Source organism: Nostoc sp. (genome assembly GCF_036919615.1).
In the GTDB taxonomy this organism is placed as follows: Bacteria; Cyanobacteriota; Cyanobacteriia; order Cyanobacteriales; family Nostocaceae; genus Nostoc.
In genome coordinates, this window is the sequence record NZ_JBALCN010000090.1 from 1 (window position 1) to 20,960 (window position 20,960).

Annotated in this window: 24 protein-coding genes and 1 pseudogene; 12 read left to right on the forward strand and 13 right to left on the reverse strand. The window is 42.9% G+C overall.

Translation table 11 applies throughout. The features are described 5' to 3' along the window. On the forward strand, positions 1 to 246 hold a 246-nt coding region (locus V7K48_RS25160), incomplete at its 5' end, for a hypothetical protein (protein ID WP_335076445.1). Between the two features lie 64 nt (positions 247 to 310). Here the strand turns inward: V7K48_RS25160 and mrdA are convergent. Then, a complete protein-coding gene (gene mrdA, locus V7K48_RS25165; RefSeq protein ID WP_335076447.1) occupies positions 311 to 2,158 on the reverse strand; it encodes a penicillin-binding protein 2 in 1,848 nt (615 codons plus the stop codon). Between the two features lie 283 nt (positions 2,159 to 2,441). Here mrdA and V7K48_RS25170 point away from each other — a divergent pair, with 283 nt between their 5' ends. Both V7K48_RS25170 and V7K48_RS25175 read left to right on the forward strand, forming a co-directional pair. After that, positions 2,442 to 3,569: an ABC transporter ATP-binding protein gene (locus V7K48_RS25170; RefSeq protein WP_335076449.1), complete on the forward strand. Its 1,128-nt coding sequence runs from the start codon at positions 2,442 to 2,444 to the stop codon at positions 3,567 to 3,569. 226 nt (positions 3,570 to 3,795) lie between these two features. Beyond that, a complete protein-coding gene (locus V7K48_RS25175; protein ID WP_335076451.1) occupies positions 3,796 to 4,245 on the forward strand; it encodes a hypothetical protein in 450 nt (149 codons plus the stop codon). 355 nt (positions 4,246 to 4,600) lie between these two features. On the opposite strand, the gene V7K48_RS25180 is transcribed toward V7K48_RS25175, so the two are convergent. Further along, positions 4,601 to 5,374 (reverse strand): MlaE family lipid ABC transporter permease subunit, encoded by a 774-nt coding sequence (locus V7K48_RS25180; RefSeq protein ID WP_335076453.1) that lies wholly within the window; start codon positions 5,372 to 5,374, stop codon positions 4,601 to 4,603. Between the two features lie 330 nt (positions 5,375 to 5,704). Between V7K48_RS25180 and V7K48_RS25185 the strand changes: the two genes are divergently transcribed. From V7K48_RS25185 to V7K48_RS25195, 3 genes and pseudogenes are all read left to right on the forward strand, one after another. Beyond that, positions 5,705 to 6,034, forward strand: coding sequence for a hypothetical protein (locus V7K48_RS25185; protein WP_335076455.1), 330 nt, complete (start codon positions 5,705 to 5,707; stop codon positions 6,032 to 6,034). A 1,006-nt stretch (positions 6,035 to 7,040) separates the two neighbouring features. Then, positions 7,041 to 7,688, forward strand: a complete 648-nt coding sequence (locus tag V7K48_RS25190; RefSeq protein ID WP_335076457.1) for a response regulator transcription factor — start codon at positions 7,041 to 7,043, stop codon at positions 7,686 to 7,688. A gap of 181 nt (positions 7,689 to 7,869) precedes the next feature. Continuing rightward, a pseudogene (locus tag V7K48_RS25195) lies at positions 7,870 to 8,325 on the forward strand (hypothetical protein); the annotation flags it as partial. Between the two features lie 314 nt (positions 8,326 to 8,639). On the opposite strand, the gene V7K48_RS25200 reads toward V7K48_RS25195, so the two are convergent. The 3 genes from V7K48_RS25200 to V7K48_RS25210 all read right to left on the reverse strand — a co-directional run bounded on the left by V7K48_RS25200 (position 8,640) and on the right by V7K48_RS25210 (position 11,975). After that, a complete protein-coding gene (locus tag V7K48_RS25200; protein WP_335076459.1) occupies positions 8,640 to 9,257 on the reverse strand; it encodes a hypothetical protein in 618 nt (205 codons plus the stop codon). Between the two features lie 215 nt (positions 9,258 to 9,472). After that, complete coding sequence (locus tag V7K48_RS25205; RefSeq protein WP_335076461.1) at positions 9,473 to 9,781, reverse strand: hypothetical protein; 309 nt, start codon at positions 9,779 to 9,781, stop codon at positions 9,473 to 9,475. Positions 9,782 to 10,826: 1,045 nt separating this feature from the next. Then, on the reverse strand, positions 10,827 to 11,975 hold the full coding sequence (locus tag V7K48_RS25210; RefSeq protein WP_335076463.1) for an alanine--glyoxylate aminotransferase family protein: 1,149 nt from the start codon (positions 11,973 to 11,975) through the stop codon (positions 10,827 to 10,829). Between the two features lie 808 nt (positions 11,976 to 12,783). Here V7K48_RS25210 and V7K48_RS25215 point away from each other — a divergent pair. From V7K48_RS25215 to psaI, 3 genes are all read left to right on the forward strand, one after another. After that, complete coding sequence (locus V7K48_RS25215; protein ID WP_335076465.1) at positions 12,784 to 13,029, forward strand: hypothetical protein; 246 nt, start codon at positions 12,784 to 12,786, stop codon at positions 13,027 to 13,029. A 502-nt stretch (positions 13,030 to 13,531) separates the two neighbouring features. Continuing rightward, a complete protein-coding gene (locus V7K48_RS25220; RefSeq protein ID WP_335076467.1) occupies positions 13,532 to 13,663 on the forward strand; it encodes a hypothetical protein in 132 nt (43 codons plus the stop codon). Between the two features lie 570 nt (positions 13,664 to 14,233). Beyond that, positions 14,234 to 14,380 carry a photosystem I reaction center subunit VIII gene (gene psaI, locus V7K48_RS25225; protein WP_335076469.1) on the forward strand — a complete coding sequence of 49 codons (147 nt, stop codon included), beginning with the start codon at positions 14,234 to 14,236 and terminating at the stop codon, positions 14,378 to 14,380. A 327-nt stretch (positions 14,381 to 14,707) separates the two neighbouring features. On the opposite strand, the gene V7K48_RS25230 is transcribed toward psaI, so the two are convergent. From V7K48_RS25230 to V7K48_RS25255, 6 genes are all read right to left on the reverse strand, one after another. After that, positions 14,708 to 14,827 (reverse strand): photosystem II reaction center protein J, encoded by a 120-nt coding sequence (locus tag V7K48_RS25230; RefSeq protein ID WP_012411803.1) that lies wholly within the window; start codon positions 14,825 to 14,827, stop codon positions 14,708 to 14,710. A gap of 69 nt (positions 14,828 to 14,896) precedes the next feature. After that, the gene (locus V7K48_RS25235; protein WP_322670285.1) at positions 14,897 to 15,019 is read right to left on the reverse strand and encodes a photosystem II reaction center protein L; all 123 of its coding nucleotides are present in this window, start codon (positions 15,017 to 15,019) and stop codon (positions 14,897 to 14,899) included. A gap of 8 nt (positions 15,020 to 15,027) precedes the next feature. Further along, a complete protein-coding gene (gene psbF, locus V7K48_RS25240; protein WP_174708531.1) occupies positions 15,028 to 15,165 on the reverse strand; it encodes a cytochrome b559 subunit beta in 138 nt (45 codons plus the stop codon). A gap of 9 nt (positions 15,166 to 15,174) precedes the next feature. After that, positions 15,175 to 15,423 (reverse strand): cytochrome b559 subunit alpha, encoded by a 249-nt coding sequence (psbE, locus tag V7K48_RS25245; RefSeq protein ID WP_334957992.1) that lies wholly within the window; start codon positions 15,421 to 15,423, stop codon positions 15,175 to 15,177. Positions 15,424 to 15,635: 212 nt separating this feature from the next. After that, positions 15,636 to 16,658, reverse strand: a complete 1,023-nt coding sequence (locus tag V7K48_RS25250) for a photosynthesis system II assembly factor Ycf48 (protein WP_335076472.1) — start codon at positions 16,656 to 16,658, stop codon at positions 15,636 to 15,638. A gap of 273 nt (positions 16,659 to 16,931) precedes the next feature. After that, complete coding sequence (locus V7K48_RS25255; RefSeq protein WP_334976997.1) at positions 16,932 to 17,267, reverse strand: rubredoxin; 336 nt, start codon at positions 17,265 to 17,267, stop codon at positions 16,932 to 16,934. A 386-nt stretch (positions 17,268 to 17,653) separates the two neighbouring features. Here V7K48_RS25255 and ndhC point away from each other — a divergent pair, with 386 nt between their 5' ends. From ndhC to V7K48_RS25270, 3 genes are read left to right on the forward strand one after another with little or no spacing between them, the layout of a single operon-like run. Then, positions 17,654 to 18,016 (forward strand): photosynthetic/respiratory NAD(P)H-quinone oxidoreductase subunit C, encoded by a 363-nt coding sequence (gene ndhC / locus V7K48_RS25260; protein WP_334976995.1) that lies wholly within the window; start codon positions 17,654 to 17,656, stop codon positions 18,014 to 18,016. Then, positions 18,007 to 18,744 carry a photosynthetic/respiratory NAD(P)H-quinone oxidoreductase subunit K gene (gene ndhK, locus V7K48_RS25265; protein WP_335076474.1) on the forward strand — a complete coding sequence of 246 codons (738 nt, stop codon included), beginning with the start codon at positions 18,007 to 18,009 and terminating at the stop codon, positions 18,742 to 18,744. Before ndhC ends, ndhK begins: the two co-directional genes overlap by 10 nt. Positions 18,745 to 18,760: 16 nt before the next feature. Next, positions 18,761 to 19,318 (forward strand): NAD(P)H-quinone oxidoreductase subunit J, encoded by a 558-nt coding sequence (locus V7K48_RS25270; RefSeq protein WP_442949474.1) that lies wholly within the window; start codon positions 18,761 to 18,763, stop codon positions 19,316 to 19,318. A 108-nt stretch (positions 19,319 to 19,426) separates the two neighbouring features. Here the strand turns inward: V7K48_RS25270 and V7K48_RS25275 are convergent, their stop codons facing one another. After that, positions 19,427 to 20,311 carry an Rpn family recombination-promoting nuclease/putative transposase gene (locus V7K48_RS25275; RefSeq protein WP_335076479.1) on the reverse strand — a complete coding sequence of 295 codons (885 nt, stop codon included), beginning with the start codon at positions 20,309 to 20,311 and terminating at the stop codon, positions 19,427 to 19,429. A gap of 241 nt (positions 20,312 to 20,552) precedes the next feature. Then, on the reverse strand, positions 20,553 to 20,960 hold a 408-nt coding region (locus V7K48_RS25280; protein WP_335076481.1), incomplete at its 5' end, for a HEAT repeat domain-containing protein.

The following is a 20,960-nucleotide window of genomic DNA, read 5'->3' on the forward strand; positions in this document are numbered from 1 at the left end:
TGCGATTTCAATCTTAAAAGGGCGGCTCATGGCTATTTTAATTTATCGAGTTTCTTTTCTCCATTATATGCAGCTTCATATAAAATTGGTATAAAGTGGTTGAATCAAGATATCCCATTTGGGCAGAAGTGGATTTCGCTGCAATCTAGACTCGACTTGCTTCATGGCTTTCTTAGTCAGGGAAATACCTTTAGGCGAAGACGCCTTCGACACCGCTCAGGGCAAGCCGCTCAGTGCATCGCCTAAATTTATTTATGAGGTTGTTAATTTTGACTTTTGACTTTTGACTTTTGACTTCCGCCTTGCGGTACTAGTCTCCAGTCACATGTCCTGAATTCTGAGTTTTAGCTTCTGATGGCTCAGGCTGAGGTTTTTTATACTTACCAGGATACTTATGCTGAAAATAAGCTTCTAGCACTTGTAAAACCATCGGTCCACAAACAGTACCACCATGCTCGCCAGTATTTTCCCCAAAGGCGACAACCACAATTTCCGGCTTATTACTAGGGGCATAAGCACCAAACCAAGTATGATTTGGGCGACCACCACCAGCTTCAGCAGTGCCACTCTTCCCAGACGCTGGGGCAATTGTCGGCACATCTAAGCGCTTACCTGTACCCTCACTCACCACCTTCCGCAGTCCCTCGCGGAGAACTTTGATAGTTTCCGGCTTCATATTTAACGATGATCGCCAACTTTTTGCTTCTTCGTTGTCTTTGAGCAAATGTGGCTGAACTCGATACCCACCATTAGCAGGGACAGAAAACATAATCGCCGATTGTAGGGGTGTTACTTGTAAAGCGCCTTGACCAATTGACATATTAATGGTATCGCCTACAGTCCAAGGCGTTTTCAAAACTTTCTGCTTCCATGTTTCATCTGGAACCAAGCCTTTTGATTCTTCGTTGGAAAATTCAATGCCAGTTTTTTGACCAAATCCGTATTTGCGACTCCATTCGATTAAAGTTGGGCCACCGACTTTTCTACCAACTTGATAGAAGAAAGTATCACTACTCATAGCGATCGCTCTGGGAAATCCTAATGGCCCGAATCCGGCGTGGTTCCACTCACCAAAAGTCACCCCCCCAACAGTCAGGGAACCAAAGGTCTGTAATACTGAGTCAGGAGAAAATTGACCTGATTCTAGTCCAGCTGTCGTAGTGACAATTTTGAAAGTACTGGCGGGTGGAAAGGCACTCAGGGCACGATTGATTAAGGGATGATCTTTACCTTGAACGCTTTCCCAATCTTTCTGGGAGAGTTTTTGTTTGGAGAAGATATTTGGGTCAAACGTGGGGTAAGATACCAGTGCTAAAACAGCACCGTTATTCGGATCAATTACGGCGATCGCACCTCGGTGATTTCCCAAAGCTTTTTCGGCTGCCTTTTGCACATCTAAATCTATGGTCAGGTGCAAATCGTTACCAGCTTTTGCCTGTTTCTCCCCCAAAACCCGGATTGGTCTACCCGCACCATCTACTTCCACCCGCTGACCGCCCCATTCGCCCCGCAGTATTTTCTCATAAGCCTTTTCCACCCCCATCTGACCGATTACATCTCCTAGCCGATAACCTGACTGCTTCTTGTCTTTTAACTGGTCGGCGGTCAACTCCCGCGTATAACCTAGTACATGTGCCAATTCCTTGCCGTGGGGATAATAACGCACAGAATCTGTATTGATTTCCACTTCTGGGAGTTCATTTTTATACTCCTTTAATGCCGTGATTTGTGCTTCATTTAGATCACGAGCAACTCGGATGAGTGAAGAAGAATTAGCACCTGCTTGTTCTAATTTCTTTTCCATCTCATCTTGGGGAATGTTGAGAATTTGCGCTAGACGCGGGCCGACTACTGACCAGGAAGGCTTCGTATGTGCCATCGGCCACAAATATACAGAGCTAGGATAGCGAGTACTAGCTAAAAGTTTGCCATTTCGGTCAAAAATATTGCCGCGTTCCGGTTGTTTGAGAATCATCCGAATTCGGTTTGCTTCGGCTCGTTCCCGGAGTTTTGGCCCTTCAACAATTTGCAAATATGCCAAACGCGCCCCAATACCAGTGGTGATTAATAGGGTAAATACGATTAAAAATATTGATTGAAAACCACGTCCAACAGTGCGTGTATCTTTTTTGCTGCCAAGCGACGAGAATAAAGACATAAACAATTAAAAATTCAAAATGAATAAATGCAATCCTAGCAAGCCTTTTAGCAATTGCTAATCTGCAATTTTAATGCATGTTGGCTGAATCAAAGAATGGAAAAATACTTGGATAAGTATATATAGTAACTATAAATTCATTCCCCGTAATGGGTATGAAAGAATCAGGCGAGTATATTCTTGAACAATTGTTTTTGGCGGATACAATAAACCAAAGTGTTAAATCTAGTCTGCCCAATAGACTACTGACATCACGTAAGATCACGGCATTCTACTAAGGATTATGGCTCAAATTGTCATGCAGAATCAGAGGGGGATAACAACTTTTCAGCCACTTGATGTTGAACTGCGTAATGTCTTCAAGTTTTTTAATCAAGAACCAGCAGTAAATGGAATCGACTTGGATGTCAGGCAAGGAGAATTTTTTAGTATTTTAGGCCCCTCCGGTTGTGGTAAAACAACAACACTGCGCTTAATTGCTGGGTTTGAAATCGCTGACGCTGGCAAGGTATTGATTCAGGGTCAGTCTATGACTAATGTGCCGCCTTACCGCCGACCCGTCAATACTGTATTTCAAAGTTACGCTCTATTTAACCACCTGAATGTCTGGGATAACATCGCCTTCGGACTGAGGTTAAAAAAAATACGCAAATCGCAAATTGAAGCTAGAGTTCAAGAAGCTTTAAAACTCGTAAAAATGGAAAGTTTGCGATCGCGCTTTCCCAATCAACTTTCTGGTGGTCAACAGCAGCGAGTTGCTTTAGCAAGGGCCCTAGTCAACCGTCCCACCGTCGTACTGCTGGATGAACCTTTAGGGGCGTTAGATTTAAAACTACGTAAGGAAATGCAGGTTGAGTTATCAAATTTACACAAAGACTTAGGATTGACCTTTGTGATGGTGACACACGACCAAGAAGAAGCATTGTCTTTGAGCGATCGCATTGCCGTGATGAACCAAGGCAAAATTGAACAAGTTGGCACTCCCAGCCAAATTTACGAACGTCCCTGCACATCTTTTGTTGCTGATTTTATTGGCGATACTAATTTATTCAGCGGTGAAATCGTAGCGGTAGACTCTTCTAATGTTAATATTTCGACAAAAACGGGACTCTCAATTGTCATTAGCCGCGCTGAAGATACACCATCTGAATTATCACAAGCTGTGATCGTGTGCGTGCGCCCAGAAAAAATACAGCTTTCGCTTTATCCACCCAATTTGCCAGCTAACTGCTTTGAAGGACGGCTTGTCAATGTTATGTATTTGGGCACACACGTTAATTATGTTGTGGAATTAACAAATGGCATTAGCATAAATGTGCTACAAGCTAATACTTTTGGCAGTTTACCAGACCGCAACACGCCGATCTACGCTTGGTGGGCAGAAAATGATTGTTTAGCTATTAGTCAATAGTTATAAGAATCTGCCTTAATTAATAATAGGATCACTTTCTTCAGTTCCCTCGCCTGGTAAGGAATTCACTTACAGCAAAAAATTATTAGTTTGCTCACTCTGTTACCTGATATTTATAGCGGCTTGGTGGATAATTCTTCTTAGTCAAATCCTATGGGTGCGAACGGTGAGTTATAACATTCAGTAATGGAATAATACCTTGACCCTGTACTAGGAATATCAACCCATGTCAATTTTGAAAAGAGTTCCTTGGGTGTCCCTGGCGCTAGTACTGCTTAGTTACAGTACTTTGGGCTGGGTAATATCTGAAACACATGCTTCTCTGTTAGTGTGGCTGGTAACTGTAGTTGCTATCTTGCTTTTAATAGTAACATTGACCGCTCCTTGGCCGAAAATGACATATTACTTCAGTATTTTGCTTAAATCAAATACCAGGTCTTTCGGCGTTGCGGTCTTAGGAGCTTTCTTGTTTTTTATTATGATTGCCTGGTTTGGGGTATTTCTTGATACCTTACTCATCATTTCAGCGACTATATTAGTCAGGATAGACTTTCAAAGAGCGGGTCTTAGGGAAGGGCTAGCCTTTTCAACTGCGTCTATCTTTTCATTGACAGGTTTAGCTTTGGGTGCGCTAATCTGCAAGTTAATATATTCTCAAATCCCGCTAACGTCATGAAGTATACCTAAAAAAGATAGCGATGCCTGTGGCGGGCTGTGACGCTCATGACCCACTCTAAGCGAAGGAAGAAGACTCGCTCTAAGCGTACCCCTTCTCCTTCTTCTGACGGAGAGGCTGCGCCAACAAAGACGCTAACGCGAACGGGGAAGCAAGCTACGCGTAGCGTCTGGTAGAGAAGCCATGCCGTTGACGAAGCGTCTGCTAGAGAAGGCTTTACGCTTCTTTAGCAGACGCGCAAGGGACGCTATCGATGTTGCTTCAGAACCGATATTGCTTACCTAAAGATTTATTTTTGCCTCAAATTCTCGACTGTTTTAACAAGTCGAGAATCTTCTTCAATTCTTGCTTGGGTTCAAAATGTAAGTTGTTCAAACAGCAGTAAAGAGAGGAAAAAATCCATGATAAAAATTGCTACCCAACTAGTAACAACTGCTTTTGTTGCTGATTCTCCTACTTCCTTGGCTCCCCCCTTAGTAGTTAACCCCCAACTACAGCCAATGACAGCAACCAGCACTCCAAAAATAAACCCTTTTAGCAAAATAATAAACAAATCTGACGGTTCTAAAAAATTTCTGACTGATTCTAAAAATGTTTCTGGAATGATTTTGTAAAAGTATGAGGCAGCAAAAACTCCGCCGATAATGCCAGTTACTAAACCCAAAATCGTCATCATAGGCACCATTAAACTACAAGCAATTACTCTAGGAAGTACTAGATAATCGATTGGATCAGTTTTGAGCATATAAAGTGCATCAATTTGCTCTGTGACTTGCATTGCACCTATTTCTGCTGCAAAAGCAGAACCGACTTGTCCCGCCATAATACTAGCGGTCAAAATTGGAGCCAATTCTCTACAAAAAGCTAAGGCAAAAGCACCTCCCACAGCATTGATAGCCCCAAATCGGGCTAATTCCCTGGTTATCTGAATAGTAAAAATCATTCCTGCAAAACAGCTGACAAGGAGAACTGGAGAGATAGAACCTGGCCCAGCAGTCACCATATGTTGCAGAATCTTGCGGTAGTACGTTTTTCCTTGGAGTAAATGTAGCCACACTTGACCGAAAAGCAGTACTGCCGCAAAACAGCGTACAATCGCAGAGTGCTCAAAATTTGTTTTTAATCGCAATTTTATCGTCCTTAAAACTGACTTTTTTTGCACATATGTTATATCAATTCTCTAAAATCAGACTACAGATACAAATGGTGGAAACCCAGCCAGATGTAATCTGGCTTTCTCTATTATGTAGACGCAGGAAGTGCGGCTTCCCGTAAGGTATTACGAATTGATATTAGGGTATGGTACATGAACGGACGCACTAGATGTTTACCCTCAAAGTTGAGGAGGTGTTTGAGCATGGTTCAACTTAGCTTAGTAAACTTTAGCGAAACATAGCACCTATGGTATTGTGAGCTTTTCTGCTACTGCTCTAAATAATGTAATGTTAAATAATTTTTTATGAACAGGATTAAATACATAGCATTTGTGTTGCTATTAATACTATCTTTAACTGTGGTAGATCCGGCTTTTGCATCTGTATGCCGCAATTATGATGTCTACAACGGGCTACACCTACGCCACCAGATTTGCATTCTCAGTATCAACCGAAGTGCTAAAAATTATTGGGAATACAGAGCAGCCGTTAGTGTGGATGGAGTAAAAAGACCGACCGAGGTCTACAATTGTCGTAAACGAGTCAAGCTTCAACAAGGTGAGACTGTTTTGCCTTTTGAGCAAAAAGACCCTGGTGAGATGATATGCAGCTTTTTTAACTCTTCTCGGCGGTAAACACGCGCCAGATAATAAAGACCGTGAAACCTAGATAGGCGAATACTGTTAGCCACTCTTGCCAGCTACCAAATTCATTATTCATCAGCAAAAGTCAGAAAATTAATATTTCTCAATCCTACATGCTCACGCTACCAGTCGATTGCCGTATTTTGGAAGATAAAGAAAGACAACTCAAAAATTATTCGCGAATTTTCCGGAATCGATAACGTCGGGGTGGTAGTACATATCAGAGCATCGATATTATACTGAACCTCTATAACAAACCTTCGGGGAATATAGCCCCATTGTTTCCGCTCAAAAACCCGGTCATGATGACCGGGTTTTTGATTTTACTTCTATTTTCCCTTTTTTTACTCAGTTCAGTTGTTCATTTAGGCTTGTTATGACTACCATTAGATTAAGATTTGCTCTGCATTGAAAGATTGCAGACTTCCAGTGAGTCTCCAGCGACAAACCAAAGTGAAGAAATCCAATTGACGCGCAAGATAGAGTCAGAAATGACATCCGATTTGCTTGAGCATATCAAACTCCTTTTTCTGGTGATGTAAACACTACAGCTTTTGCAAAAACGCGATCGCCTGGAAAAAAACCATCAGTTTCACCATCCCTGACTTTTGCAAGAGGTCTAATCTCCCAAAATCAGCTTTTCATCTGCCTTTGAAGAACTTTCGTTCTGGGTGGACTTGTTGAGTGAGCGCTCTTTGGTGATGATTGTCAGTCCTCAAAACGACGGCTGAAACCCTGATTAATTTCGTTGCTAATTAAGCCAGGGCGTGAGTCTCAAAATCCGAAATCCTGCGGCTGAGGGTTGTAGACAATGGATGTGGGTTTGATCAGGTAGCTCCATTGGGACAGGATTTGGACTGCAAGGAATGCAGGAGCGAATCGCTGCACTAGGGGGCACATTCACCCCGGAGACAGAACCAGGAAAGGGCTGTCAAATTGGGGTGGAAGTACCTTTGACAACTAAGTGTGTCCGAAATGTCGTCTAGCTAGTTGATTTATGATTCGTATGTTAATAGTGGATGATCAAAGCCTGATTTGCCAAGGGCTGAAAACGATGTTGGAATTGTGGTCAGATTTGCAGGTAGTGGGGATTGCCAGTAATGGCGAGATGGCGATCGAGCAGGTCGCAGCCCTCCAGCCTGATTTGGTGCTAATGGATGTGCGAATGCCATTAATGGATGGGAGAGCCGCAACACGAACGATCTGCGAACAATTTCCCAGTGTGAAAGTGCTCATACTTAGCACGTTTGACGATGACCAGTATGTTGCCGAGTCGATCCAGGCAGGTGCGAAAGGCTATCTGCTGAAAGACATGCCCATAGATGAGCTAGTGCAAGCAATTCGGCTGGCGTGTCTTGGCTATGCTCAATTGGCTCCCGGGCTGTTGGACAAGCTGATGAAAAATTCTTTGGGCATCGCTAAACCAACCGCTTCGCCAAAATTGGAGATACTGACGCGGCGAGAGCAGCAGGTTTTGCAGTTGATTGCTAATGGAGACAAAAATCGAGAGATCGCCGAGCAGTTATTTATCACTGAAGGCACAGTGAAGACTCATGTGACACATTTGCTGAGTCGGCTCGATTGCAGGAACCGCGCCCAGTTGGCGATCATTGCTAATTCGTATTCCCTAAATAGTTCGGGGTAAAGAGTAATTCTTCTAACTACAACCAAGCAAGAGAATGAAGAGAAGATTTCTCTCGAATAATAGTCCTTAAAAGTACGGCACCGTCCTTTATGCTTTGGTGCGTTACGGACTCCATCCTAACGCACCAAAGCTGGTACTTAGATTTTTTCACGCAATCAAATCAGATTCCTATACATTATCCGTTGCCAAGGTAAATGAGACACGAGACATCAACCGCTTCTTGACGTTGGCTGGTTCGCAAATTCAAGTCAAGCTTGACCAAAGTGTAGATGTTCCAGGTCGTAGCTCAATTTATCGGGCAAATTATACTGGCGATTATAAAGTAGTTAACCAACTCAAGGATATTAATAATTTTTTCTTTGAAGCACCGCCACCCAACGGTTATACACTGCTTGCTAGCTATAAAATCGAACGTGACGGTACTAGGTTACAACAAACCAATCCGGGAGACTATGGCTTTCCCTTCCAGTTGCAACTAGGGGAACAAACTACCTTTCGAGTCACCTATCAAGCTAGAGGCGGGCCTCGCTGGGTTTATAGTGCAGCAGGACAGATGCTATCTAACTTCCGCCTCACAGCAATTGCTAACTTTGCTCCGGCTAATTTTGCCAGTAGTATTGAACCTGATGAGATTAAATTAGGACTTACGCACTGTACAAATTAGCCATAATATGTTTAACGGTATTTGTTCGTTTCGGGCGCTTCGCATAACCCTTATTTATTCGCTTATTTCCGTAGACGTAGCCCGTCGTAGACATCGCTAGATGCTAAACATAGCTGAAACACTTAGACCTCTTGTAAAAGTCCCAAAATCAGGTATGTCATTCTGAGCAGAACGCGGTGGAGAGAAGAATCTCGCTAGATGTATCACTCCGCTCAATATGATAATTTAAGCATTTATGCAAGAGGTTTCTTAAATTGCGTATAGTACTTATGTACGATGCCTAAGTCCTAATAATACGACCTTTTGGGTGATAAGGGTAACACTTTTATCTCACTACCGTCTTCAGTAACGACTTTTAATGGAAGTGAATCCTGATGCTCTTGTCTAGATAATTGAATATATTGAAGACCTTTTTTTGTAGGCTTAACTACCATAAGATAGTGATTGCCTACCCACTTAATACTTATTACTCTGTACAGCAAAACCCAGACTTCAGCTATCTCTCCAGTGTTAATTTTATTCCTTGAGAATTCACCACATTGCCATTCATGATTACCGCTGGGTGTCCATAAACCCGCAAGATAATGATAATCAAAAAACGAACTACCACCAAAAGTTGTAAACGAATAAATATTATAGCTAAACCATCTTTCATAACGCTCAGGGTTCTTAGTCAGATCATTATATCTTGCGTTCATCGACGACAGAAACTTCATTTGTTCTGCTTTAGTAGGACGCACCCATGTTTCGGATGAGTTGCAAATTTTAAATGGTACTTCAATCGCTTTACTGCGATTAGTGGACTGTGAGGCAGCAGGCTGTGAAAAAGTTATGCTGATAATAGTTTGAGCGCTTACAAATGCTCCTGTTAACAGGAACGTGCTTACTAATTTAAAAAGTTTCATAATTTTGCTTGTTTATATGAACAGTATTTGTAAGGAAAACCCGTTCAAGGATAGCGAGGTATATGCGTGCCATCATTGTTTAGTTAGGAATGAATGAAGTTAGCTTATGCATTAGACTCAGCCGCAACTCAGAAGCAAGAATAGACAAATTATACAGCAATCAGCCGCCATGTGACCTCGAAATAGTCCACACTATCGAAGTTGAGGAAATAATTTTAGGTTTTTTTATCGCGTTGAATTTCGTTTTCTAGTTGGCCCAGAGGCACTAATGTTAGCTGTGACACAGTGCGTTGCTGAGTTCTATACTGGTGGCGGCGATCAAGAAAGTGTTCTGTGATATATCCGTAGCGGCTGCCTCGGTAAAAACTGGGTCTAAGTGTGTTATCGTTTCTCTGATATATCAGGGTAGAAGAAGCAAAATCTTGAGCGATCGCAGAATCGTACACTTGTCGAATCAGATTAATTCCGGCGGAATTGTTTGGATCGAAATTGAAAAACATATCACTAGATCGATAATCGATCATTTCTCGGATCACCAGGCCATTAGGTGCCCAACTAAAAATGTTGGCTAATGGTAGTTAAACGACAGTTTAGCGGGTTTGCTTTCAGCCATTTGGCTAGCAGTTCGTCACTGGTATGGCTGGTACAGTTTGCACCCAGAAGACCAAAGATTGCAGGCTCAGAAAAACGCTAAAGATTAGGTGATTCCGCTATGATTAGCGAAGTTTTAGCTAACAGCATTTATGGATAACGATTTACTGGCTTTCTTTGCGGGTGCTGGGTTACTCGTCCTCTATCTCATCCTTTCTGCATTGACTGAAATGGGGACTAAACTACCTTGGAAGAAATAAGCAGATGGGGCGATAAAGTTACTAAGGTCAAAAATCTGCAAGTTGAATGGGCTGGAATAGCTAAAAAGTTTACACTTCTAAACCTCATTGGGCTTGGAAAAAGAAGTAAACATTCTTTAGACTAAGTTAATATACTTATTGTTCGAGAGAGTGCCAAATGCGCGATCCACAGAAGAATCACATTAAAATCGAGCCGGCAACCCTCGTCTTGATTGTGTCTCTCCTAATACTCTTGCCTCTGCTGTTTGTTGGTTTTTTGTCGCAGTGAAGTTCGTGAGGAATACTCAACAGATATATTCTCCCGATGTTTTTCACAAAATGTGAACGAGTCGGACTTTGTATTGCCGTGCCATCTTAACCCAATCTCTTGAATTGTTAATGTATCGACCTGCAATGCGATTGCATTGACTTACATTGCTATTGTATCGGCTTACATTGGCATTGTATTGACTTACATTGTCATTGTATTGACTTACATTGCTATTGTATTGATTTACATTGGCATTGCATTGGTTTACAATGCAATTGTATCGATTTGCAAAAATTAACCTGCCCTTTCTCTACTTTTTGGCATAAGTAAAAAGAGCAAGTAAATGTGAAGTATCAGCTTTCTTTTAATTCTTAAACAATGTTAGGACGATGCCTACGGCAGGCTACGCCTACGCCTTTTGTCTCAGGTGCGTTACGAAGACAGTTAACGCACCAAATTACGCCAAAACTACTTAGGTAAAACCTGCCGTAGTGCTGCTAAAAGTTGGTCAACACTTTCCTTACGACTATTAAAGCCCATCAATCCCACGCGCCAAACTTTACCAGCGAGTTCGCCAAGACCACCGCCAATTTCAATATTATGTTCATTGAGTAACTGCCGAGCGATCGCTTTACCATCTACCCCTGTTGGAATGCAGACAGTGGTAAGCGTTGGTAGTCGATACTCCTGCTCAACGTGCATACTCAGTCCTAAGTTCTCTAACCCTTGCCAGAGATATTCTACGTTCTTTTGATGACGCTGCCAGGAGTTTGCTAACCCCTCTTCTGCAAGCAAACGTAGTGCTTCCCGCAATGCATAGTATAAATTAATTGGTGCTGTATGATGATAGGTGCGTTCAGATCCCCAATACTTGCCTAGCAACAACATATCCAAATACCAGTTTGCAACCTTTGTTTGGCGCTGTTGCAATTTCTCAACTGCACGCGGACTCATTGTAAAAGGCGAAGCACCAGGTGGGCAACCCAACCCTTTTTGGCTACAACTATAAGCTAAGTCAACTCCCCAAGCATCCAAAAACAAGGGGACACCACCCAAACTTGTGACTGAATCCACTAGTAACAAAGTCCCAAATTCACGACACAAATCAGCGACCCCTTCCAATGGTTGACGTGCGCCAGTGGAGGTTTCAGCATGAACTAGAGCTAAAATAGTTGGACGATGAGTTTTTAAGGCAGTTTGGAGTTCATCGAGGTTGAAAACTTGTCCCCAAGGTTTGGTAATGGTTCGCACATCGGCATCATAACGTCCAGCCATATCCACAAGGCGATTACCAAAGTAACCAGCTACACCAATTAAAACCACATCACCGGGTTCAACGGCATTGGCGATGGTTGCTTCCATTGCGGCTGTTCCCGTACCGCTGACTGCAATGGTAAGTGGGTTTTCAGTTTGCCATACGTAGCGTAGCAACGACTGAATTTCATCCATGAGTGCGAGAAAAGCTGGGTCAAGATGCCCAACGGGTGAAGTATTCATCGCCTGGAGAACTGTAGGATGGGCATTGGAGGGTCCAGGCCCCAAGAGCAGACGGGATGGGATTTCTAGCGGTGTGAGTTGCAAGCGCCCAGAGTCGTTGATGGAAATTGTTTGCGTCATAATCTATCTTCGCCTAGACCATACTTACCGAATCATAGAGCGATGGCTTCGCCAACGCCAGAGGCGATCGCATCACCGATGTTTTAGCTGAACCGAATGTTGCCTCTGTTCACCTCTGCATTGGGAGTGATCAGATGAATTTTTGGGCGTTCTAATTCCCACCCCTGAGCGATATTTGATTTTAACCTTTGTTAATAGAAAATATTGTCTGAAATGTTTGGAGTCATGATGTTAATTTTTAAGACGGATTCGGAAATGTTTGGAGTCTCATGTTAGTACTGTTAATCTAGGGTGAAAAACATAACCCTCTTCTGTCACTCTCCGAAAACATTTGCCATTTTTGAATTCTAGAGCTTTTGTATAGCAAGCGATCGCGCGATTCTTTTCTAATAACAAATACAAGACCCATTTTTTTCTAATAGTATAGCTTGTATTGATTGCCTCATAAGGCTTCTAGCAATCGTCCTCCCGGAAAGTGACAAAAGAGGGATAAGGGAATCCGATTTGATTTTTGAAAAATCTCCTGTGTAGGGTGTATTATTGCCTAGGGTAACGCACTAGAACCATTAGATGGTGCATTAGACAGTGGCATAACGCACACCATGTATATTTCAAAAATCAAATATGAGTCCTATAGATTAGGATGATATTTCAAAGCGTTGCGTTGCGTTCGTGGACTGAAGAATAAAAGCAATCTCATCAAGGCTGGGATTGCTTTAGATTAGGCGCTCGCAACTCGCGCTCGCAATGACTATCTTGAGCTAATGTGTTAAGTCTTCGCGTAATCCTGAAAACTTTGAAGGAAAAAATGAAGATGTTCAACCAAAAACAAAAGCCTTTGAGTGTATCCGCCAAAACTGTAAATACTCAGCAGTCTTTGAGTCCGAGTCCCGAGGAAATGTTCTCTGAACTCTCCGAATCAGAGGAGTACATTTTGAGAGGCGGAGTTATCAATGATGATCAAGGAAGTCGGGGGCCACAACACAAGGCTCAATCCGCACTGCCGCTTAACGTGATCACATTTTGGAACCTTTTGATTAAGGCTTCTCGCTAACCAAAGGCTTCTAAGGCTTCTCGCTTCTATTTTTAGAGAGCGATTTTACCAGGTCAAACTATCCGTCTGAATTTACCACAGACCGTTCCTCATGTCAAAAGCCTTTTTCCACACCTTGTAGCGTTCGATTCGCCTCTTTAAATTGATGCACAAAAAAGCGACATCGGTTTCGATTTCCTGGCACGGCGTCGATTACCCGAGGTGAATTCGTAATTACGTGAATAACTCCATAGCTAAATAGGGGTCGTAGCAGTTAGCCATTACAAACTTAAGGACTATCTTGATGACTTCCGAATCAGCAACTTCCCAATCATCCCAAGGTAATTTCATAATTACCAGGGGATGATTTATTTTTGTGTTTATGCTTCACTACTTTTGGTAGCAGATTGCTTCCCCAGTGGTAGCGTTTCTCTGGCTTCGGCTTTGGTTTATACCTTTTACAAAATCCACGGTATTTAGTAGCACATTCTCTTCATGTTCGTCCTAATGCCAAGAATGCCGGATGCCATTGAGTAATTCCGTCATCCGTCAATCTGTTATGAGTGCCATGTCTTTGCCTAGACGATACTTACCGGATCATAGAGCGATGGCTTCGCCAACGCCAGAGGCGAACGCATTACCGATGTTTTATTGAATCAGGACTTACGCATTGAAAACCTGAAACCTCGTTCGCGTAGCGTGCGCGAAGCGCACTCCTCCCTAACCCTCCTGTAAAAAGGGGGAATCTTAAAAGCCCACTTTTTAAAAGGGTTGGCGGATCTCTTCTTGGCGCGGATTTCTCACAAAGCCAGAGAAAAGAGGAGTCAGCCCCAACTCTAGGAGACGCTACGCGTAGCTTGCTTCCCCGGAGGGGTACGGGGAAGTCACTCATTCACTCATTCAAAAGTCAAAAACTGCCAAAATGTTTATTGCAAATGAATTTCAGCAGTTTTAAGCATGACCCCTCAGAAAATAGATTGTATACCGGATCATATAATATTCGGTCAGCACTGGCTTTATCAATATGTCCGAATCTATAATGAGCGGGGAACAAATGAGGATTTCTCCCTATAACGTGAACAGTCAGATATCCCCATCTCTTCGTGTCTTGTTCCTCATCTCCGAATATGGGCTGTGTTAAAAATCTTTAGAATTTCAAAAATATTGGCAGAATTTGCAGTAAGCTCATTTTGAATTGTAGTGTTATTTAATAGGAACTTTTACTATGGCAGCTTCTTTTTTGCCTTCTATCTTGGCTAGTACTTCGTACTTGCCTTCTATCTTCATTCCCATAATTGGTTGGGTTTTGCCAGGTGTGGTCTTCGCGTTTCTATTTATATACATTGAAAGCGACGATATCAGCGATATTTAACTGATGTAGTCATTAGGAGCCACTGCGTTGCTCTGGTTTCCAGAGTTGTACCCCTGCTCAAAAGCCATCTAGCAAGAGCGTCTCACGCCACTTGTTACAACTCTTGTCACCAGGGCGTAGTGGCTCCTCTTCTCCCAAAGGGAGAAGCAAGTGGCGTTCATTAGTCAAGTTTTCGGACAAGCGAGAGTTATCAATTCTGTCGGATACGTTTCTAGACTATTGACCAAAATTAATAACGCCTGTCTTTATGAGACAGGCGGTTTTTTAACGTTGATTTCTCTACAAATGCTAGAAAATTCTAACTTATAGTATTCGGTTCAAACTAAGTTAAATCGAAGAACCAAGTCCGGCATAGGCACCATAAAAGAAAATGCCCAGGACTGTAATTATACCTAAACCTGCGATCGTAGCGACGACCCACAGGGGAATTCTCCCGCTTCCAGACACAGCTTCTCTCCTCCCTTAACAACAAATCAACACACTTTCATAAACCAAGATTAACAACAGTACTTCTAATTAGTTAAAGAAGTAACTAGAAAACAGAATACCCAGAACGAAAATCATTAGTAATCCCAGGTATAAAGAAGTCCGGTTTAGTTCAACCGGCTGATTATTGGGATTGGGGGATCTTTCTACCATAATTGCTCCTAACGGTGAATAAATTGCATTGCGGCGATCGCACCTAAAAAGAATACAGTTGGTACACCTAAAGTGTGAACTGCCAGCCATCTAACGGTAAAAATTGGATAGGTAACTGGTTGATTGATGTTGTTGCTGCTTGTCATGATCTCAAACTACTTTTCGATAAATTGTTCAACTTGTTTTTTAGCTTCAAAACGGTTCTTCACAATTGGCACTTCCTGCCGTGCTGGTGTGAAATACTCATTGGGACGAGGTGTGCCAAAAGCATCATAAGCCAGCCCAGTTTGCACAAATAGCCAACCTGCAATAAACAATGCTGGGATGGTGATGCTGTGAATTACCCAGTAACGAACGCTAGTAATGATGTCCGAAAACGGACGTTCTCCAGTGGTACCTGACATTTAGTATCCCTACCTTCACATAGAGTGTTATTGAGTTTATTATCCTACAAAGTTAAGAAAGAGTTACAAGTTGCAACGTTCTTCTCAGAAATTGGGTATTGGCAAGAGGCAAAGGGGCAGGAAGCAGGGAGCAGAGGGGAAAAGTAATTTTTTATCCTCCCCCTTGCCCCCTGCCCCCTGCTTCTTTTCTACTCCTTACTCCCTTTTACTCACTAAGCCGCCTCTGCGGGGGAAATTGTTTCCGGGTTTGGTAGATATTTGAGCAAAACGCCGCGATCGCCAATTATAAATCCCCGTTCTGGCTCTAAGAAAACAATCTTGTACAAATTAGCAGCAACTTCTTCCACTGCACGGTCTTTTTCCCAGGTTTTGCCACCGTCAGGACTCCGTAGCAAATTACCACTACCGCCACCTATCCAAATTTCATTGGGTGTGCGATATGCCAAATCCAGTAAACCCCAACTGGTGGATAACTCTGGATATTTTGCCTTTTGCCATTCTTCTGGTTTTGTGGGGTCACTAAACTGAATTTGACCTCCCCTAGCTAGCATCCACAACTGCCCACCATCAGCAAAACCCATGTTTTCTACCCGCCGAGAACTATTACGGTTATGGGGTACCCAAGCATTTTGCCCTGGTTCCCAAGTCGAATAGAAGTTACCCTTAGCGGAAACGGCAACATATTTACCATCGGCAGAACGTTCCAAGTTACGCACCACACCGACTGCTGATTCCACCTGCGCTTTCCAGTTTTTGCCGCCATCTGTGGTCTTATATATGGCTCCGACACCAGTAGCCATTTCAGCTGTCTTGTCTGCCAGTGCCTTAATTGCGATCGGGCTACCTGGTAGCTTTTCACTCAGGGGAATACGCAACCAAGAACCACCTGCATCAATAGTGTGCAGCAACAGTCCAGGCTCTCCGGCAATCCAGCCTTCTTTACCGACAAAACTTACTGAGTCAAAGCGATACTTCTGCTCATCTAGTTGCAGTATTATTGGTTTCCAGGTATTACCACCGTCATTGGTTTCCAACAGGGTGGCGTTGCTACCCACTAAGTAGCCATGCTCAGGGTTATTAGTAAAAGCAATATCCAATAGATTCGAGTCTGTTGGCACAGAAATGATTTTCCAGGGGTTGTAGCTAACAGAGGGGATTTTGCTACAACCTATGCACATCAGGACTACTATCAACAAGGCAGCTATTCGTTGCCAACTTTTCACAATTGAATGCATCAGTATTTCTTATTTGTTTCTAAATTTCTGTAGGTGTTGTCTAAAAGGTTTACCTTATACTATGGCCGCTCTACAGAACTGGTAAAACGACACATTTATGTGATTTTAATTACACAATAGCTCACTGTTCCTCTCACCTGTCACCTGTTCCCTATTTCCGAGATCAGCCGTTCCACATTTAACTTGCATAGAGTTAGCAGTCAAAATGCTGGGTAATCCTGGGTTTTTCATTTTGAATGCGTAGATTTTGAATTTTAAATTGCTTAACGGCTGTCATTGTAAGCCGTAGAGACTGATAAAAAACAAGAAGCCAAGAGCCAAAGCGCCAAAAATTAGGATATTCTTTTGGGCTGGCGTTAGGTTATTGACACCTAAACCGTAACCGAGATTTTCTTTGAAGCCGGATGCAGTACCCGCAGGGCCAATGTTGGCAAAAGCGGTTTTCTTAGCAGCACAAACTGGACAGCGCCAATTTATGGGCAGTTCTGCAAAGGATGTCCCTGAAGGAATATCATCCTTGTCGTCTCCCTTCTCAGGTTCGTAAACATAACCGCAGGCGCGACACTCGTAGCAATCTAACACCGTAGTCTCAACAGCTGGTTCGCTCATGGCTAAGGACTCACAGAGGAGAAATCTTAAATATACGTTAAAAATTATGACATAACTGTTAGACTTTTCTATCACTAGCAAAAGCGAATCAAATACCTGAAGTGCGTCTGTTTCCCAGATTTCAGAAAAATCAAACAGATATAATGTAAAAGAAAGTAACGTAATTCAATGGGATTGGGCATTGGGCATTGGCATTGGCCAAACAGGGCATTGGGCATGGAGAAGAGACAAGGGAGACAAGGAAGAGAGGGAAGACAAGGGAGAGACTTATTCAATAGTTCGCCCTTGTCCCCCTTGTCTCCCTAGTCTCCCTAATCTCCCCCTGCTCCCTCATCCCCACTCCCCACTCCCTGCTTAAAATACTCCATAAGCGGTAGATACTCATTGTGTTTGTCCTCAGCGGTTACGAGTACCTTCTAGGCTTCTTCATAATCTGTAGCCTAGTACCTGCCTTAGCGCTCTCAGCATCCAAGCTCTTACGACCCAGTGGTTACAGTCCAGAACGGCGCACCACTTATGAATCTGGCATGGAACCGATTGGGGGAGCCTGGATTCAGTTCAATATCCGCTACTACATGTTTGCTCTAGTCTTCGTCATCTTTGATGTGGAGACTGTATTCTTGTATCCTTGGGCGGTAGCTTTCCACCGTTTGGGACTATTAGCATTTATTGAAGCGCTAGTCTTTATTGCAATTCTTGTAGTCGCCTTAGTTTACGCATGGCGTAAAGGAGCTTTGGAATGGTCTTGAATTCTAACTTAACAACTCAGGACAAAGAGCGAATCATCAACCCCATTGAGCGGAGTACAATCACTCAAGACCTTTCAGAAAACGTCATTTTGACGACGGTTGATGATCTCTACGACTGGGCGCGGCTTTCTAGTCTGTGGCCGTTGCTGTTTGGTACTGCTTGCTGTTTTATTGAGTTTGCAGCTTTAATTGGTTCCCGATTTGACTTTGACCGTTTTGGATTAATTCCCCGTTCTAGCCCCCGCCAAGCCGATTTAATTATTACGGCAGGGACTATTACGATGAAGATGGCCCCCCAACTGGTACGTCTTTATGAACAAATGCCAGAGCCGAAGTATGTAATTGCAATGGGAGCTTGCACAATTACTGGCGGGATGTTCAGCGTTGATTCCCCCACAGCAGTGCGCGGAGTTGATAAACTGATTCCTGTGGATGTGTACTTGCCTGGTTGTCCTCCCCGTCCAGAAGCAATTATCGACGCAATCATTAAGCTACGGAAGAAAATCTCCAATGAATCGATGCAAGAGCGGTATAAAATTAAGCAAACCCACCGCTACTACAGCACGACTCATAATTTGAAGCCAGTAGAGGAAATCTTAACTGGTAAGTATTTGCAGTCAGAAACTCGCTCTGTACCACCGAAGGAATTGACGGAAGCGATCGGTATGCCGATACCACCTGCACTGCAAACAGCAAAGGCGCAAAAGGAGGAACAAAACCGTGCCTGAAGAAGAATCTAAACCCGTGGCTGAAGAATCTCAACCAGTAGCAGAAGACGAAGAAGAGTCTAAACCAGTACCAGCAGCCAAAGCAGAGTCATTGGTACAAGCCGGTAAAGTTTCTCAGTGGTTGACGGAAAATGATTTTGACCATGAGTTTTTAGCACCAGACAAGAATGGTGTAGAGATAATTAAGGTGGAGCCAGATTTCTTGCTTCCTACTGCTACAGCCCTTTATGCCTATGGGTTTAATTATCTCCAGTTTCAAGGCGGTGTTGACCTTGGCCCAGGACAGGAATTAGTGAGTGTGTATCACTTGATTAAAGTCGGTGATAATAGCGATCGCCCCGAAGAAGTACGCTTAAAGGTGTTCTTACCACGGGAAAATCCCGTAGTCCCTTCTGTGTACTGGATTTGGAAGACGGCAGATTGGCAGGAGCGCGAGTCTTACGATATGTTGGGCATTATCTACCAAGGACACCCAAATCTCAAACGGATTTTGATGCCGGAAGATTGGGTAGGTTGGCCTTTGCGGAAAGATTACATCTCGCCTGATTTCTACGAGTTGCAAGATGCTTATTAGAGATTGCTGAATCGAGACGCGATTCATCGCGTCTGTACAATATAGTGCTGAGTTTCGGCAGTGATTAACCCCTTTCCGGTGGCGGAGAGGGGTTATGTTTTTGGTGTTTCATGTCAAGTTTGTTGACAAAACTTGCTGTAATTCATTGACTGTATTTACAGCTTTAATTCCCTGCTGAATTGCTTTTAATTTCTGCAAATCCGTAATTTGAGAGATTATCGGCATCAATTCTAAACCTTGATTGCCAAACTTAATTTCTAATGCCAATTCAATCCCTGAATATAACTCTTCCTTTCTTCCTCGCAGTTCTCCGCGTGCTTCTCTTCGTTCTTCCCCTTTGCTAAAAATTTCTTGATACCAAGGCGACTGCTCTAAAAGTGCCATATCCCACCTCAAAATTTGCTGAACTATTGCACTATCTAATACAAACGTAGCAAAAAATCCTAATACTGTTTCTAGTTGATTCAATTGTTCATCTGCACGTAAGATTTGCAAGGCTTCCCGAATTGTAGACTCGTTATCACCTCCTTTGAGGATAGGTACAAATGGAAGTAGTGATGGTAATGGTTGTGCAAAGGCAATGTTTACATCAACTTCCCACAGGTTAATGACACGGTAATCTTGAATAGCATGTAAACCAGCAATATTTAATGCGTAGCTTGTAGGTATTTCAGCGTCACTTGCCTTGAGAATATTAATTAGTACTGGATACGTTGGCAAATTATATTTTTCTTCTGCAAGTGCTGTGTATGCACGCATCCTGCGCGGCATTTCTGGTTTATAGCGGAGTTGTAATTCGTTAAGAACGAGAAATTTTCCCTGTTGGGGACTTTCGACACGGATTAAAACATCACTTTCTCGACTTATCCACTGAAATTCTGAGTTGAGAATTTCGCCAGCAACAATATCAGGAATTTGCGTTACCCATTTTACCCAGTTATCAGGTGCAAGGCTGATTAAGCGTTTGGTGCTGACATCGGCGGGTTTGATCATGGGGTTGTAAACGTACTGAAAGTTATAAAATAATTATACTTAAGACTGGATTACAGATATTCAGATTTTTGATTGGACTACTTATAAAAACCGTAGGCAAAGCCCGTCGTAGACATCGCACCCAATTTGAGAGAATTTGAGAGAATGCGATCGCTTTTTCAATCCCTCAGTTAATCTCATTAATCCAGCTTTAAATAGCACTGAATAAAAAGATGGAATGAATATCAGTAAGTTGAGTTTTTCAATTTTGAAGTGGGAATGAGTCACTATGCCAAGCTTGATAAAAGGCTGGATAAGTCATAGTTTGGGTGCAGTGCCAGATAACTTTGTAAGCCTCATCTGATAAGTCATTTTTCAAAGCGGTGACAACTGCCGTCATCTTGTCAGATTTTGTTAAAATTTTCCCTAAAACTGATGCCGCTTCCCTACGGGTATATTCAGATTGAGAATCACGAATTAACTCCACTAATGCCGCGATCGCAGTGGGATTATCTTCAGCTATTTTCCCTAAACTTGATGCCGCTTGCCTACGGGTAAATTCATCTTGAGAATCCCGAATTAACTCCACTAATGCCGCGATCGCAGTGGGATTATCTTCAGCTATTTTCCCTAAACTTGATGCCGCTTGCCTACGGGTAAATTCATCTTG